This is a genomic window from Candidatus Binataceae bacterium (assembly GCA_035294265.1).
Classification (GTDB): domain Bacteria; phylum Desulfobacterota; class Binatia; order Binatales; family Binataceae; genus DATGLK01.
In genome coordinates, this window is the sequence record DATGLK010000074.1 from 1 (window position 1) to 14053 (window position 14053).

Below are 14053 nucleotides of genomic sequence, written 5' to 3' on the forward strand. Positions count from 1 at the left end.
CAAGAGCGCGCCCGAGCTGGCCGCGCTGCTCCGCGAGCGGCTCGACGCGGAGACGGAGACTTTTGCCAGCAACGACGGCTTCAGGCTCCACGGTATGAACGGCCGTCAGATTCATCGCCTGCTGGCGCGTATGACCGATTATGTGGAAACCAGCTCCGGCTTAGCCTCCCGCTATTCCGAATACGCACAGCGCGGAAGGAACGGATACGAGATCGAGCACATTTGGGCCGACCATCCTGAGCGCCACGCCGACGAGTTCGCCCATTCGAGCGAGTTCAAGGAATATCGCAACCGGATAGGGGGTCTGCTGCTTCTGCCGAAGAGCTTCAACGCGAGTTACGGCGATCAGCCTTACGAGAAGAAACGCGCTCATTACCTGGGTCAGAATCTTCTTGCGCGGAGCCTTCACGAGCAGACTTACGAGCATAATCCTGGATTTCGGCGCTTTATCGGCGAGTGTGGGCTTCCGTTCAAGCATCATTCCGAATTCAAGAAGGCCGACCTCGACGAGCGTCAGGCACTCTATCGGCAACTTGCCGAGCGGATCTGGAGTCCCGACCGGGTCGCGCAGGAGGCGGCGTCGTGAGCCGGGCGAGGCTGCCCAAGCGGGGACCAACTTCCGAGGTTCAAGCCGTGTTCGACTTATGAAGACGTCGGCGTGGAGTGGCAATATGCCAGCGCATTAGCAGGAGCGTTGCTAAAGAGAGTTGGGATCTTAAACGACGAGCTGGCCTGCCGGCGCAGGTCCGTGAAAAGTTCTCAAGAAACCTGGAAAGTGTGGTACTTCAGCCAAAGCGTTGAAGTAGCGTCCTTCGAGGTGCCTATGAGGTGCCGTAACCGGGTGAAAAACGCCGAACGACCGTGAAGATCTAGCCGGTGGGTTTCCTTGATCTCGTGGGGCTTTGGTCAGCGTCGTTCGCGGTGGTTGGGGCCTGACGCTTATTCGTAATAAACAAGCGGTTGGCTTATACGTGCGGCAGGCACCGGGAAACTGCGGCCGCGCCGTCGAGACCTGAAGGGCCGGGCCACACCTTCAAAAGCTCTCGGGCCACTTCATCGCCCCGTGAAGAACGCGAAGAATGACGATGGTGTCCCCCTCATGGATATATGGAACCACATATGGGAGGCCACCGAGAACCAGTTCGCGCGTTCCCTCCACGCGCCCCGGCCGTCCCATGCCGGGATGCTGCGCGAGTGTTTCGACGCGTCGAATGATCTCAAGCACGGCGTCGATCGCCGCTTCGGGGTTGTCCCGGCTGATGTATCGCTCGACCGATTCGAGATCCTGGCTAGCGGCGCGCGTCCACTTTAGCCCCACGCTTGCTCTCCCATCTCCTCACCACCGTCTCGTGTTCCGCAAGCTCGCCGGCCTCCGCCTCCTTGAGGCCGCGCTTGACGGCACCAACGAACCATTCCTCGTAGTCGAGATAACGCTCAACGGCCTGGTTGATAACCCATGCTCGCGAGCGGCTCATCGCGCGGGCAATCCCGTCGACACGCTTCAGCGTGTGCGGGTCCATACGGATCGTGGTGGTCTTTTCGGCAGCCATAATCAAAGAGAATACAATTGATTACAAGCCTTGGGCAAGCCACCCGGCCCGCCCGTGCCGCGGCTGCTCCCGCCTCAAAAGATCGATCCGCACAAGCCCCACGTTCATGAGCAGCGGCGAAGCAACGACGTGTGCGCGGGTTCGTCGAACGCAACGCCACGACATTCAGCGGCTGGCCGCTTCACTTTCGCCCGTCCGCGACTCAGGCGCGTACGTTCGCTGGAGCTTCGAGGGCCGCCCGCCAGGCACGGTAGGCCGCTATAATCCGTTCTTCGTCGACATTGTGCTCAATGTCACCGGGAAGCCGCTTCGCGAAAAGTACAGGATATCTCAGGCAGAGTTCGCGGTGCGATTTGGCTTCAGCGTGCGTATGGTTCAAGAATGGGAGCAGGGGCGTGCTGCCAGACCGACCAGCACGGATTCTTCTCAGAGTCATCGAGAAATCGCCGAAGGCGGTTGAGCGCGCCGTGGCCGCCGGATGATTGGGGCGTGCTGACAAGCTCCGGCAAATTCCGGCGGCCTACTGTTAGGCCCTTGCCAACATGATCCAAGAAGACGCCGAGCGCTGGCGGCAAGCTCTCTCGGCTCATTGTCCAGCCGTCCGGTAGCGCCTCGCGTAGTTGGTCCAACGGATCGGCCAAGGGCATCACCGCGCACTTCCATTCGAGGCAGCTGAAAGCCGCGAATAGACAAAATCTCGCCGCCAGTCGTGGTCGCCGCTCGGTCGAGATTTCACCTCCACTTGCAGGCGATTGGTCGTTGAAAGAAGAAGCTTGACACTCTGTTGGCAAAAGAGCGATGACCCTCGGACCAGTTGCCGTTCGCTCTTGGCCTACGCGGGTTCGCCAGCGAGGCATTTTTTTTGGGCCTCGCCGTCAACAGATCACCTGAGCTAGCAGCGTCGCATTGTACATTGAAGAAACGCGCACTCAATAGGCAACCCACGACTTTGCCGTGTAGAAGCTATCGGCCGTTATCGGGGTCAGGATGTCGAAACTTAGCTCAGCTACCAACGCCACTCCCCATCGAACAGCCAAAGTTCGGCCAAAGTCAGCCGCGAAATCTGCGCAGAGGGCTTAACGGCTAAAGCCTTCCGCGCTAGAAATCGCAGCAATTGTCGGGAGAATTTTGGTGCCGAGGGCGGGACTTGAACCCGCATGTGGTTACCCACGGAGGATTTTGAGTCCTCTGCGTCTGCCATTTCGCCACCTCGGCCCAAGCGCCGGCATCCAGGTTATCCAGTCTGCCCAAAAGCCCGCGGATTGGGAAGCGGCAGGCGGTGAAGCGCGCCGCTGGAATAACCTATCATCGGCAGGCGGTCGGTACGGCCAAGCAAAGCCTCACCTACCCGCCAACTTTGACGCAGGTTCGCGGCAGTTCCCGACTGTTCAGGTCAAACTCTCTCACGGTTTACACCACCAAGGGACAGCACGCCCCCTGGCACGGGGCCTAGCTCTCCCCCATCATCTCCATCCATCGCGTCATGCGCTGACTCATAAAAGCGGTCCTGGTTTGCGCGTCCGCCTACAGGACGTCAGCGGCGCACGGGTGGAGGCATGGTGGAACCGCGGGGGGTCAGGGCTCCAGGCCACGAGCGGCGCGCGCGGGCACGACGGCGCGGGGGAGCGGACGCAATTGCGGCGGCACGATAAAGAACGGCGGCGTCATCAAATAGATCGCGAAAGCCAGCTCCACGTTGATCCAGGCCGCAGCCGCGCCCAGCGAGTAGGTCAGTGGTCCCGCAAACGACTTGGCGATGATATGCGGGTCTACCCGCTCGACCAGCTCGGGCTTGAGCAGATGGCGTAACACATGGGCGTGCAGAGTGATGAAGAGCAGCGTATTGAAGGCCATCGTTAGGCCGAACAGGCTAACCGCCAGTGGGTTGCTCGGATAACGCCCCATCAGCGCAGTCGGAAAGGGGATGAAGGACTGGAACATCAGGAAAATCGCGTTGAGCCACACCAGGCTGTAGTCGGCGTGGGAGGCCAGGTTGAATATATGATGATGATTGACCCAGAATTTGCACACGATCACGAAGCTGAGCATCCAGCTCAAAAGCTTGGGCAGCAGCGCCACCAGACCGTGGGCCAACTCGCCGGTACTGCGCGGATTGGCGAGCTTGGGAACCGTCAGATCGAGTACCAACAAAGTGACGACGATCGCGAATACACCGTCGCTGAGCGCTTCGATCCGCCCCAAATTCAGCTCGCCTTGTCGGAACCGCCCGATTACGCGCATAGGTTTGACAAAATCTATATTGACGAGGCCCATAGCAAGCGGCAAGCGGCTGTGCGCACCGACCGCCCGCTGTTGACAACCTCCTTGACTTTCACCAAGCATGCAAAATCAAAACAGAAAGGCGCCCGGCCAAGTGCCGGACGGCGGGGATAACCAGCATGAGCAAACGCCGGTTTCGAATATTGATCATTCTGATCGCCGCCGCGGCGGCCAGTGTCTCGCCGATCGGGGTCCACGCGCTGTTCGCCCAGGATGGGACTGACCTAATCGCCCGCGGCCGCTACCTGGTAAATAACGTTGCGATGTGTGGAGAATGCCACAGCCCCAAAATCAAGAATCAGCCCGACCCCAACCATTGGCTCCAAGGCGCCCAATTGCATTTCCATCCCGGCAAACCGGTGCCCTGGTTTGCCCTCTATGCTCCCTCGATTGCCGGCCTGCCTGCCGGCTGGAGCCAAGCCCAAGTCGCCCGCTTTCTGGAAACCGGTGCCACCCCCGGCGGAGTTCCGCCGCGCGCGCCGATGCCCGCCTATAGGATGGACCGAGCCGACGCCGAGGCAGTGGCCGCCTACCTGCACTCCCTGCGCCAATGACCTGCACTCCCTGCGCCAACGAAATGACGGCGCGCCCGCCACAGAGGCCATTTTGATTGTCAATGTACTCGTATCGTGGCATAAATCGAGGTCGTGCTGTCGCTTACTCTGCGGTCAATTCTAGCTTGGCGCCGCCGGCCAATTGCCTACTTGATCCTCATCGTGTGGGGGCTGACTGCCTTCGCGATGCTCCCACGGTGTGCGCGAGCCGCGCGGTTAGCGGTGGTCGAGGTCGCTTACGCGGGCTCGATGGGTCCTCTGATGGAGGGGCCGATTCGTCGCAGCGTAGCCCAGGCGCTCGGCTTGGAGCTTCGCGGCCGCGGTCAGGGCGCGCTCGCCTTGGCCCATCTGATCGTGGGCGGCGCTATCCGACCCGACGTGTTTATCGCGGTCACCCCCGGACCGATGCGGCTGGTGCTGCGAGCGAAGCAGGCCGCGCGGGCGTGGCCGATCGCGCGCACCGAGATGGTGCTGGCCTACAATCCTCAGAGCCGCTTTGCCAAGGCGCTGCTCGCTTCTCCGTGGTGGCAGGTGCTGGCCACGCCGGGCTTGCGCCTGGGGCGCAGCGATCCGCTAACCGACCCGCTGGGGCTCAATACGCTTTATGTGATGGATCTGGCAGAACGCTTCTACGATCAGCCGGGTCTGGCCAAGCGTATTCTAGGCAGTGCGCTTAACCGCCGGCAGATTTTCGCCGAACCCGAGCTGATGGCGAGGCTGCAGGCCGGACAGCTCGATGCCGCCTTTGCGTACCGCACCCAGCCGGCCTCCTTCCATCTGCCTTTTATCGAACTGCCCCCACAGATTAATCTGGGGCAAGCATCGATGGAGTCCTATTACGATCAGGTATCGGTGAGCTTGGCAGGCAAAAGCTCGCGGCCACAGCCGCTGGTGTTCTACGCCGCCGCGCTGCGCACCGGCCCCCATCCGGCACTGGGCGAGCGTTTGGTGCGCTGGCTGCGCTCGTCCCAGGCCGAGGCCATCTTCAAGCTAGAATCCTACAGCTCCCCCGGCGCTGCGGCGCCGCTGGTGCCCTGAGAACGGCGTGCCGGCGCGCTGGTGGCCACGCCTGCTGATGGCGTTGTTCGCGTTGGCGCTGCTCTACCCGCTGGCGGGTTTGATGGCGCCGGTGGGGGGCTGGCGATGGGACGGCGAGGTGCCCGGCTCAACCGCCGCGGCGGTGCGAGTCTCGCTTCTGCTGACTGCCCTGGCGCTGCTGATTGACATCGCGCTGGGGACACCGGTGGCCTGCTATTTGGCGCGCTGTCGCGGAGCGGAATTGGTCGTGTGGGAAGGCGTGGTGCTGCTCCCGGTTTTGATGCCGCCGCTGGCGATGGGGTTGTTGCTGGCCACCGCCTACGGTCCGCGCACCACCATCGGTGCCCTCCTAATGCGCTTGGGCGTGCCCACCGCCAACAGCCCAATCGCGTTTGTCGCCACCCAGGTCTATGTCAGCATCGGCTACTATATTGTCACCGCGCGCGCCGCTTTGGCCGCGGTTCCGCGCGATCTGCAGGATATCGCCGGCTTGCTCGGAGCCAAGCCGGGCGAAACCTTCCGCCGCGTGACCCTGCCGATGGCGCGCTTGGGGCTGGCCGCGGCGATCAGCATCGCCTGGCTGCGCGCGTTGGGAGAATTCGGGGCGGTGATCGTGACCGCCTATTATCCGGCCGGAATGCCGGTGCAATTGTGGATCAATCTGCAGAACGCGGGCCTGCCCGCGGTGATGCCACTGCTGGTGATTTTTCTAGTTACCGCACTACCGCTGCCCTGGCTGATTCACACCCTGGCCCAGGACGGCCTGGCGCGGGAGCATTGAGGGGCGGTCACGATGCTGGAGGTGGAAATCGTCAAGGCGCGACGCGACTTCGTGGTCGAGGTGGCCCTGAGGTTGGCGCCCGGCGAGCGGCGCGCGATCTTTGGCGCCTCGGGCGCAGGCAAAAGCACGGTGCTGTCGTGTATTGCCGGCTTCGAGGTGCCTGACCGCGGGCATATCAGCTTCGCCGGGCGATGGCTATTTCCGCCGCCGATGCCGTTGCATCAACGCCGCTTGGGCTATCTGGCCCAGCGCGATCTGCTCTTCCCGCATCTGAGTGTGGCGCAAAACGTCTGCTTCGGCCTGCGCACGCCCAATGATGCCGCCGGACAATGGCTGGGTGAACTCAAAGAGCGGCTTGAGTTGGCCCCGATTTGGCGAGCGCGCGCCAACCATATCTCGGGTGGGCAAGCGCGCCGGGTCGCGATGGCTCGGATGCTAGCTCCGCGTCCCGAGCTGGTGTTGCTCGACGAACCGTTCGCCGGGATGGATTGGGCCACGGCCTCCGATCTGCTCACCGCCCTAATGCAATGGCATCGGCGCCTTAACTTCTCGCTGCTCGCGGTTGACCATCGCAGCGCCATCTTAAGCCGGCTCTGCCCCCAGGCCCTGGTAATGGAGCAGGGGCGCATCGTGCAGAGCGGAGCGTGGGAGGAGCTGGCCGCCGCGCCCGCCACGCCGCTGCTGGCGCGCCTGCTGGCCAGCGCCGATCTCAGCTCCGCTCCGGAATCCGCTCCAGCTCGCTGAGCCAGACCGCGACCTCTCCGTCGGAGGGGGCGCGATAGTCGCCGCGGGGCGAAAGCGAGCCGCCCGATCCGACCTTGGGTGCATTAGGGATGCAACTGCGTTTGTACTGGCTTAAGCCAAAGAATCGATTCAGAAAAATTTTTAAATTACTCTTGATCGCGGCTAGATCGTACTGGTGGCGTTGCGCAGCGGGTATGTCGGGCCATTGGCCGCGACTGCTGTCTCCCCATGCGCAGTAAGCCAAAAACGCTACCCGCGAGGGCAAAAACCCGAACCGCAGGATGTAGTAAAGGTTGAAGTCCTGCAGCTCGTAGGGACCGATGATCGCCTCGGTGTCCTGCGCCGGCTCGTGATCGCCCGCGCCCGGGACCAGCTCAGGGCTGACCGGGGTGGCCAGAATATCGCGCAGCACCTCACTTGCCTCCGGGCCCAGCCGGCCGCGGTCGGCAACCCAGCGCACGACGTGGCGAATGAGGGTCTTGGGCACGCTGGCGTTGACGGCGTAATGCGACATCTGATCGCCCACCCCGTAAGTGCACCACCCCAGCGCCAGCTCGCTCAAGTCGCCGGTGCCCACCACCAGTGCCTGATGGAGATTGGCCAGGCGAAATAGATGGGAGGTGCGCTCGCCGGCCTGCACGTTCTCGAAGGTCACATCGTATACCGCCTGGCCGTCGCTGTAGGGATGGCCGATGTCGCGCAGCATCTGGCCGGCGGCCGGGCGGATATCCAGCTCGTGCGCCTGGCATCCCACCGCCGCCATCAGGCGGCGCGCCTGCTCCAGGGTGCGTCGGCTGGTAGCAAAACCCGGCATCGTGTAGGCAAGCAGATTGGTCCGTGGATGGCCCAGCCGATCCAAGGCCTGGGCGCTGACCAGCAAAGCCTGGGTGGAATCCAGGCCGCCGGAGACCCCGATTACCAGCCGCTCGATCCCGCTTGCCGCCATTCGCTTGACCAGCCCCTGAACCTGAATCTCGTACACCTCGGCGCAGCGCTCGTCGCGGCGCGCCGGATCGGCCGGCACGTAGGGAAAGCGCTCGTAATCTCGCCGCAGCAACAGCCGACCCTGACGGGGCAGCTGCAAATCGAAGTCGAGGGTACGGAAGCCGCGCAGGCGCTCGCGCTCCCCTCGCGCATTCTGGTTGAAGGTATCCTGGCGCATCCGCTCCTGGCTTAGGCGGCGAAGATCGATCTCGGCGCTGATAAGTTGCGGTCCTGGGGCAAAGCGCTCGGATTGCGCGAGCAGGCTGCCGTTTTCGTAGATTAGAGCGTGACCGTCCCAGGCCAGATCGGTGGTGGATTCACCCGGTCCGGCGCCAGAATAGAGATAAGCTGCCAGACAGCGGGCCGACTGGCCACCAACCAGTTGATGGCGATAGTCGGCTTTACCTACGGTAATGTTGGAAGCGGACAGATTGAGCAGGACGGTGGCGCCGGCCAGCGCGCCGTAGGCCGAGGGCGGTACCGGCACCCACAGATCCTCGCAAATCTCCACGTGAAAGGTGAACAGCGGCTGCGTGCGCGCACGAAAAAGCAGATTGTTCCCGAAGGGAATCGCGCGTTGACCGCACAGCTCGATCTCCTGGCTGGAGGCAGCGGCCGCCGGGGCAAACTGGCGCGACTCATAGAACTCGCGATAATTGGGCAGATAGCTCTTGGGCACCACCCCCAGGATGCGGCCAGCACCGAACACGACCGCGCAATTGAACAGGAAGTGATCGACTTGCAGGGGCGTGCCCACCACGCCAAGGATGGGCAGCTTAGCGCTGGCCGCCACGATCTGCTCCAGCGCCGCCTCGCAACCCTCCAGTAGCGCGCGCTGGTGGAAGAGATCGTCGCAGCTATAGGCCGAGAGCCCCAACTCTGGCATCAGCACGAGCACCGCGCGCTCGGCCGCCGCCTGCTCCATCAGGGCGATAGTCTGGGCGCCATTATAAGCTGGATCGGCCACCCGCAGCAGCGGAGTCGCCACCGCCAGTCGGACAAAATCGTGGTTGTATAAGTTGAAGAACTCCGCGCCTGCTTTCACTGGACCCTCCTCATCGGATTTCCAAGCGACCGGTAGGGCGCCAGTTGGCCTGCCACCCTGCTCGGGCGGATGGTCAACTGGGCCGCGTCACCTCAAGGCGCAAGGCGGAGCGGGCCCTGTATGGGCTGGGGGCGGAGAACCTACTGGCGTGGCGCGAGCGCGGATTGGAGCAGGGTCTTCAACTCGCCGCTTTCGTAGAGTTCGCGCAGGATGTCGCAGCCGCCCACGAATTGGCCGTCGATATAGACCTGAGGGATAGTGGGCCAATTGCTATAGACCTTGATGGCTTCGCGCAAATCGGGATCGGACAGCACGTCGGCGCTACCAAAGGGCACGCCCAGCTCCTCCAGCATCTCCACCGTGGCGGCCGAGAAGCCGCAGCGAGGAAAACTCGGCGTACCTTTCATGAAAACCATCACCTTGTTGCCGCGGATGGCACTCTCGATTTTCTCGATGACGTCTTCAGCCATGGGATCTGCTACCTCTGTTGGCCATACTGTTCGGGAGTCAATGCCTTCAAGGTCAGGGCGTGTACTTCACCACCAACCGCCTGGCCCAGAGTTCGATATACCGTTTGATGGCGCTGGACCAGATTCAGTCCAGCGAATTTATCACTGACAATCAGCGCTTCAAAATGATCGCCGGTGCCGGTGAAATCGCGCACCTCGACATAGGCGCCTGGCAGCCCGGCCTCGATTCGGCGTTTTACCTCTTCCGCTGACATGTTTCCGATTGTAGCTCCAAGACGGCGGTGGAATCCACCACCGGAGGGTTGCCTGAAGCCCTGCCTTTAGCGCCGCGGGCGACGCTGAAGGGCGGCCTGCACCGACTGAAACAGCGCCTGCTCGCTAAAGGGTTTGACCAGGAAGTCCACGGCGCCGCCCTGCCGGGCTTGTGCGATGACCAAGGGATCGTCCAACGCGGTCATGAAGATGATAGGAGGCGGCGTCGCCGTGGTGGCCAACTGGCGCTGCAGTTCAAGTCCGCTCATCCCCGCCATCCGCAGGTCCAGCAGCAGGCAGGAGGCCTTTTTGGCGCGCGCAGAGGCCAGAAATTCCTCGGCCGAAGCATAGCAACTCGCCGAGTAGCCCGCCGCGCTGAACAGGCTCTCCAGCGCCTCGCGTACCGACTCATCGTCGTCCACGATTGCTATAAATGCCTCCCCAGGCTCGGTCACGACTCAACCTCCGAGAACTCGCCGCGGTGGTCCAGGGAAGCCATCCTCATTTAGCGATCAAGGGCAGGGTGAATTGAAAAATCGCACCGCCCCCGGGATTGGCCTCCGCCCACAGATGGCCGCCGTGAGCCTCGATGATGGTTCGGCTGATCGACAGTCCCATCCCCATCCCGCGTCGCTTGGTTGAGAAAAAAGTCTCGAACAAGCGGTTAGCCGCGGCCGGGTCAATCCCCACCCCACGGTCGCGCACCTCTACTCGCAGCAAGTGATCGTCACCAAGCGCGGTGCAAATCGTCAAGTGGCGTGCGCGTACGCTTACGGCGTGCATCGCCTCAATGGCGTTGAGAATCAGATTGATGAGCACCTGCTGAAGTTGGACCCGGTCGCCATCGATCGGCGGCAAAGTGGCAAACTCGGTGCTCAAGGTTATCTGATGCTCGTTGATCTCGCTGCGCAGCAAAGGCAGGGTCTCGCCAATCAATTGGTTGATATCCACTGGGTCACGCGCCTGTGCCGCCTTGTTGACCAATGAGCGGATCTGGCTGAGAACTCGGCCGGCCCGCTCGCCATCGCGCACGATGCGATGCAGGGCGGCACGCGATTGCTCGAGATTGGGCGTGGCCGCCGCCAGCCAGCGTAACCCGGCGCCGGCGTTGGTCACGATCGCGGCCAGGGGTTGGTTGATTTCATGGGCGATGGATGCCGCCAACTCGCCCATCATTAACACCCGCGCCACCCGAGAAAGTTCACCGCGAGTCTGGCGCAACTCCGCTTCGGCCTGCTTCGATTCGGTAATCTGAGCCTGCAGGGCCTGGTGGCTAGTGACGAGATCGGCAGTCTGCTCGCGTACTCGCAACTCCAGGCTATCGCGAGCTTGGCGCAAGAGATCATCCGTCCGTTTCTGACGTCCAGCCAACCAGCCCACGAAGAGTGCGGACAAGGTGGTAGTAACCAATAGCGGCAAATCGGCGACCGACAGGTTCCAAGACGGGGTCGGCGGCACTATGAAGTAGGCGACCGCCAGCGATGACAGCAGGGCCGCGATCAGTCCGGGACCGATTCCACCCACATATGCGCAGATTAAGGTAGCGGCGAAGAACAACGGGGTTTGCGGGCGCTCGGGGATAACGGACAGCGTAATGATCAGCGCCGCCACCACCAACAACGCCGCTAACAGGTAGCCCAGCACGCCAGAGCCAAGCATTTGTATTTGGCCGGGTTTGATTATCGCCAGCCGCTTCAGCGACCGGCAGGGCCAATCCTCACGCAGCGCGCACATGGCGCGACCCCTGACCACGGAGCCTCCGCAATCTTGAGAATTCCGCCTCCCCGCTTTCCTAACCGTTTACTGTAGCATCGGTGGCGCGTAGCGTAGCAAGCTTTCCCCTCTTCAACCGGCCATGGCCCTGACCCTTAGTCGATTTGGGTAATTTTTACAAAAAGTTGGCGAACTGGATCGACGAAATGACCGAAAGTGCCACAGTCAGTCGGTGGCATGGATTTCGCTTTACCGCGGGCCAGGCAGATACCCTGATGGAAAGAAAGCTGAACCTCGTGGTCCTAAGCGCTCGCGCGCTGGTTGCCGGTCTGTTCGCAACCGTGGCGATGTCCTGCGCCCCTGGAGCGAGGAACAGCCTGCCCTCGCCCGCGGCCATCGCAGTGGTGCCATCCAAAGTTTCCGCCCGGCCTGCCAAAGTCGTGATGGCATCGTGGTACGGCCCGGGCTTCGCGGGACGGCGCACGGCCAGCGGCGAGCGTTTCGATCCGTCACGGTTGACCGCCGCATCGCCCACCTTGCCCTTGGGCTCCAAGGTATTGGTGACCAATTTGAGCAACGGACACTCGGTAGCGGTGCGAATTAACGATTGCGGCCCCTACGTTCACGGCCGTCAATTGGACCTGTCGCGCCAAGCGGCGCGTCGCCTGGCCATGATTCACAAAGGTGTCAGCCCGGTCTCGGTGCGTGTGATAGCCACCCCAGCCCATCCAGAGGTTTGCGGTTTTCCCCGCAGGAAAATCAGGCATCGGCGCTCTCGCGAATCCTACGCTCGGCTGATATACGCGCGCCAGGCCAGCGAAATCGCCGGTTTTTAGCACCCCCAAGCTTCGGGAACTTCGGTCGCCCGCGATGGCTTAAACTACGCGCAGGGCTGGATTCTTTTTATCTCGGTCCTGCGAAGGAGTAGGATTAATTCTATGTTATTGCGGATTGGCCCGGTAGTGCATGAACCAATCGGTCGGCGCCGCCTGCTAATGGGGTTGGCGCTGGTGCCGCTGGCGGCGGCAGTGGTGCTGGCGGGTGGAATAGGTGCCGCCCAGGAGCGGGTGGAGATCGTTGAGTTCACCGACGCCGGGCGCAGGAAAGGGAGTTTTATGGAGGACAAGGTGGTTAAGACCGAGGCCGAATGGCGCCGCCAGTTGACCCCAGAGCAGTTCGAAGTCACCCGGCGCAAAGGCACCGAACCGGCCTTCCACAACCAGTACTTCAACAACCACGCGCCGGGGTTGTACCGCTGTGTATGCTGCGGCAACGCCTTATTCAGCTCGCAGACCAAGTTCGATTCGGGCACCGGCTGGCCCAGCTTCTACCAGCCGGTCGCGCCGGAGAACATTGCCACCGCTCGCGATACGTCCTACTTCATGGTCCGCACAGAGGTTACCTGTGCCCGTTGCCAGGCCCACCTCGGCCACGTCTTCGACGATGGGCCGCAACCCACCGGTTTGCGTTACTGCATAAACTCGGCCGCGTTGGATTTCGTTCCCGCCAAAACGGGCAGCGCTTAATGCTGGAAGCGCTCGGGATGAAGCACGCGGTATACCGGCGCCACCGTGCGATCCTCCTCAACCAGAGTGAGGCGATCGATTTCGGCCAGGTCGGCAGGGGTGAAGCGCACGTCCAACGCCTTGAGGTTGGCCTCCAGATGAGCGGGTGAATCGGCCCCGGCGATAATCGTTGCCATCATCGGGCGCGTCAGCAGCCACGCCAGCGCCATCTGGGGCAAGCTCCAGCCGCGGCTTTGGGCCAGGGCCATCAGCTTTTCCTGTACGTCCCAGTTGCGGTCGCTGATCCAGGTCTGGAAGGTGGCGCGGCTGGCGCCGCGGCTGCCTTGGGGCGGAGCTTGGCCGCGACGATAAGTCCCGGTCAACAAGCCGCCCGCCAGCGGCAGATAGGCGTCCATCCCCAGGCCGTACTTGATGCAAAAGGGGACCATCCGCTTCTCTATGTCGCGATAGAGTAGATTGTAGAAGTCTTGGCACAGCACGAACCCGTTCCATCCCCGCTGCTGGGCCGTCCATTGGGCCTCGCAGACCTCCCATTCGAAAAAATTGGAGGCACCCAGGTAGCGTACCTTGCCCTGGCGCACCAAATTATCGAGCGCGCCCATCGACTCCTCGATCGGGGTGCGGCGGTCGGGTTCGTGAACTTGGTAGAGATCGATATAGTCGGTCTGCAAGCGGCGCAGGCTGGCTTCGCACGCGGCAATGATGTGCTGGCGTGAGGCGCCCCGATCGCTCTCGCGCGGCCCCACAGGATTACCGAACTTGGTTGCGATTATCGCCTGGTGCCGGCGCCCGCGCAGGGCCTTGCCTAAAAACTCTTCGGAGCGGCCGCGGTTATACGAATCCGCCGTGTCGAAAAAACTTATCTCCAATTCCAGCGCGCGGTTTACGATCGCCACCGCCGTGGCTTCGTCAACCTCCGCGCCAAACGGATTGCATCCCAAGCCGAAGGCCGAGACATGAAGGCCGGATTTTCCTACTTGGCGATATTCCATGGTCTGCTCCGATGGCGAAAATTTAGTCGCCATTGTAATTCAAAACGTCGCGACACCATCGTCGATGTTACCGTGGGCGCGCTTCAAACCTGCGTTGCGGTGCGGGACTTGCCCCAGTATCGCC

Annotated in this window: 17 protein-coding genes and 1 tRNA gene; 8 read left to right on the top strand and 10 right to left on the bottom strand. The window is 62.3% G+C overall.

What is annotated here, in order from left to right; all coding sequences use genetic code 11:
• Positions 1-586, top strand: a 586-nt coding sequence (locus VKV28_12225; protein HLH77564.1) for a DUF1524 domain-containing protein, incomplete at its 5' end; no start/stop codon positions are given.
• A 447-nt stretch (positions 587-1033) separates the two neighbouring features.
• Here VKV28_12225 and VKV28_12230 read toward each other — a convergent pair.
• Together VKV28_12230 and VKV28_12235 are read right to left on the bottom strand one after the other, a co-directional pair.
• Complete coding sequence (locus tag VKV28_12230) at positions 1034-1318, bottom strand: type II toxin-antitoxin system RelE/ParE family toxin (GenBank protein ID HLH77565.1); 285 nt, start codon at positions 1316-1318, stop codon at positions 1034-1036.
• Positions 1290-1550 carry a ribbon-helix-helix protein, CopG family gene (locus VKV28_12235; GenBank protein HLH77566.1) on the bottom strand — a complete coding sequence of 87 codons (261 nt, stop codon included), beginning with the start codon at positions 1548-1550 and terminating at the stop codon, positions 1290-1292. The genes VKV28_12230 and VKV28_12235 overlap by 29 nt, the downstream gene beginning before the upstream one ends.
• A gap of 106 nt (positions 1551-1656) precedes the next feature.
• Here VKV28_12235 and VKV28_12240 point away from each other — a divergent pair, with 106 nt between their 5' ends.
• Positions 1657-2010, top strand: coding sequence for a hypothetical protein (locus VKV28_12240; GenBank protein ID HLH77567.1), 354 nt, complete (start codon positions 1657-1659; stop codon positions 2008-2010).
• A gap of 669 nt (positions 2011-2679) precedes the next feature.
• Here the strand turns inward: VKV28_12240 and VKV28_12245 are convergent.
• Both VKV28_12245 and VKV28_12250 read right to left on the bottom strand, forming a co-directional pair.
• Positions 2680-2765, bottom strand: a tRNA-Leu gene (locus VKV28_12245).
• Between the two features lie 360 nt (positions 2766-3125).
• Positions 3126-3752: a TMEM175 family protein gene (locus VKV28_12250; GenBank protein HLH77568.1), complete on the bottom strand. Its 627-nt coding sequence runs from the start codon at positions 3750-3752 to the stop codon at positions 3126-3128.
• Positions 3753-3949: 197 nt separating this feature from the next.
• Between VKV28_12250 and VKV28_12255 the strand changes: the two genes are divergently transcribed.
• The 4 genes from VKV28_12255 to VKV28_12270 all read left to right on the top strand — a co-directional run bounded on the left by VKV28_12255 (position 3950) and on the right by VKV28_12270 (position 6947).
• Complete coding sequence (locus VKV28_12255) at positions 3950-4384, top strand: c-type cytochrome (protein HLH77569.1); 435 nt, start codon at positions 3950-3952, stop codon at positions 4382-4384.
• A gap of 222 nt (positions 4385-4606) precedes the next feature.
• Positions 4607-5422 carry an extracellular solute-binding protein gene (locus VKV28_12260; protein HLH77570.1) on the top strand — a complete coding sequence of 272 codons (816 nt, stop codon included), beginning with the start codon at positions 4607-4609 and terminating at the stop codon, positions 5420-5422.
• 7 nt (positions 5423-5429) lie between these two features.
• The gene (locus tag VKV28_12265) at positions 5430-6203 is read left to right on the top strand and encodes an ABC transporter permease subunit (GenBank protein HLH77571.1); all 774 of its coding nucleotides are present in this window, start codon (positions 5430-5432) and stop codon (positions 6201-6203) included.
• A 12-nt stretch (positions 6204-6215) separates the two neighbouring features.
• Positions 6216-6947: an ATP-binding cassette domain-containing protein gene (locus VKV28_12270; protein ID HLH77572.1), complete on the top strand. Its 732-nt coding sequence runs from the start codon at positions 6216-6218 to the stop codon at positions 6945-6947.
• Here VKV28_12270 and VKV28_12275 read toward each other — a convergent pair.
• The 5 genes from VKV28_12275 to VKV28_12295 all read right to left on the bottom strand — a co-directional run bounded on the left by VKV28_12275 (position 6913) and on the right by VKV28_12295 (position 11357).
• On the bottom strand, positions 6913-8976 hold the full coding sequence (locus tag VKV28_12275) for an NAD(+) synthase (protein HLH77573.1): 2064 nt from the start codon (positions 8974-8976) through the stop codon (positions 6913-6915). The genes VKV28_12270 and VKV28_12275 overlap by 35 nt on opposite strands.
• 140 nt (positions 8977-9116) lie before the next feature.
• Positions 9117-9446, bottom strand: a complete 330-nt coding sequence (gene grxD / locus VKV28_12280) for a Grx4 family monothiol glutaredoxin (protein HLH77574.1) — start codon at positions 9444-9446, stop codon at positions 9117-9119.
• An 8-nt stretch (positions 9447-9454) separates the two neighbouring features.
• On the bottom strand, positions 9455-9700 hold the full coding sequence (locus VKV28_12285) for a BolA family transcriptional regulator (protein HLH77575.1): 246 nt from the start codon (positions 9698-9700) through the stop codon (positions 9455-9457).
• Between the two features lie 66 nt (positions 9701-9766).
• Positions 9767-10153, bottom strand: coding sequence for a response regulator (locus VKV28_12290; GenBank protein HLH77576.1), 387 nt, complete (start codon positions 10151-10153; stop codon positions 9767-9769).
• Positions 10154-10199: 46 nt separating this feature from the next.
• Entirely contained in the window at positions 10200-11357 is a 1158-nt protein-coding gene (locus VKV28_12295; protein ID HLH77577.1) for an ATP-binding protein, read from the bottom strand.
• 329 nt (positions 11358-11686) lie between these two features.
• Here VKV28_12295 and VKV28_12300 point away from each other — a divergent pair, with 329 nt between their 5' ends.
• Positions 11687-12247, top strand: coding sequence for a septal ring lytic transglycosylase RlpA family protein (locus VKV28_12300; protein ID HLH77578.1), 561 nt, complete (start codon positions 11687-11689; stop codon positions 12245-12247).
• Positions 12248-12349: 102 nt separating this feature from the next.
• Positions 12350-12937 (top strand): peptide-methionine (R)-S-oxide reductase MsrB, encoded by a 588-nt coding sequence (gene msrB, locus VKV28_12305; GenBank protein ID HLH77579.1) that lies wholly within the window; start codon positions 12350-12352, stop codon positions 12935-12937.
• Here the strand turns inward: msrB and VKV28_12310 are convergent.
• Positions 12934-13962, bottom strand: a complete 1029-nt coding sequence (locus VKV28_12310) for an aldo/keto reductase (GenBank protein HLH77580.1) — start codon at positions 13960-13962, stop codon at positions 12934-12936. The genes msrB and VKV28_12310 overlap by 4 nt on opposite strands.
• Positions 13963-14053 lie beyond the last annotated feature (91 nt).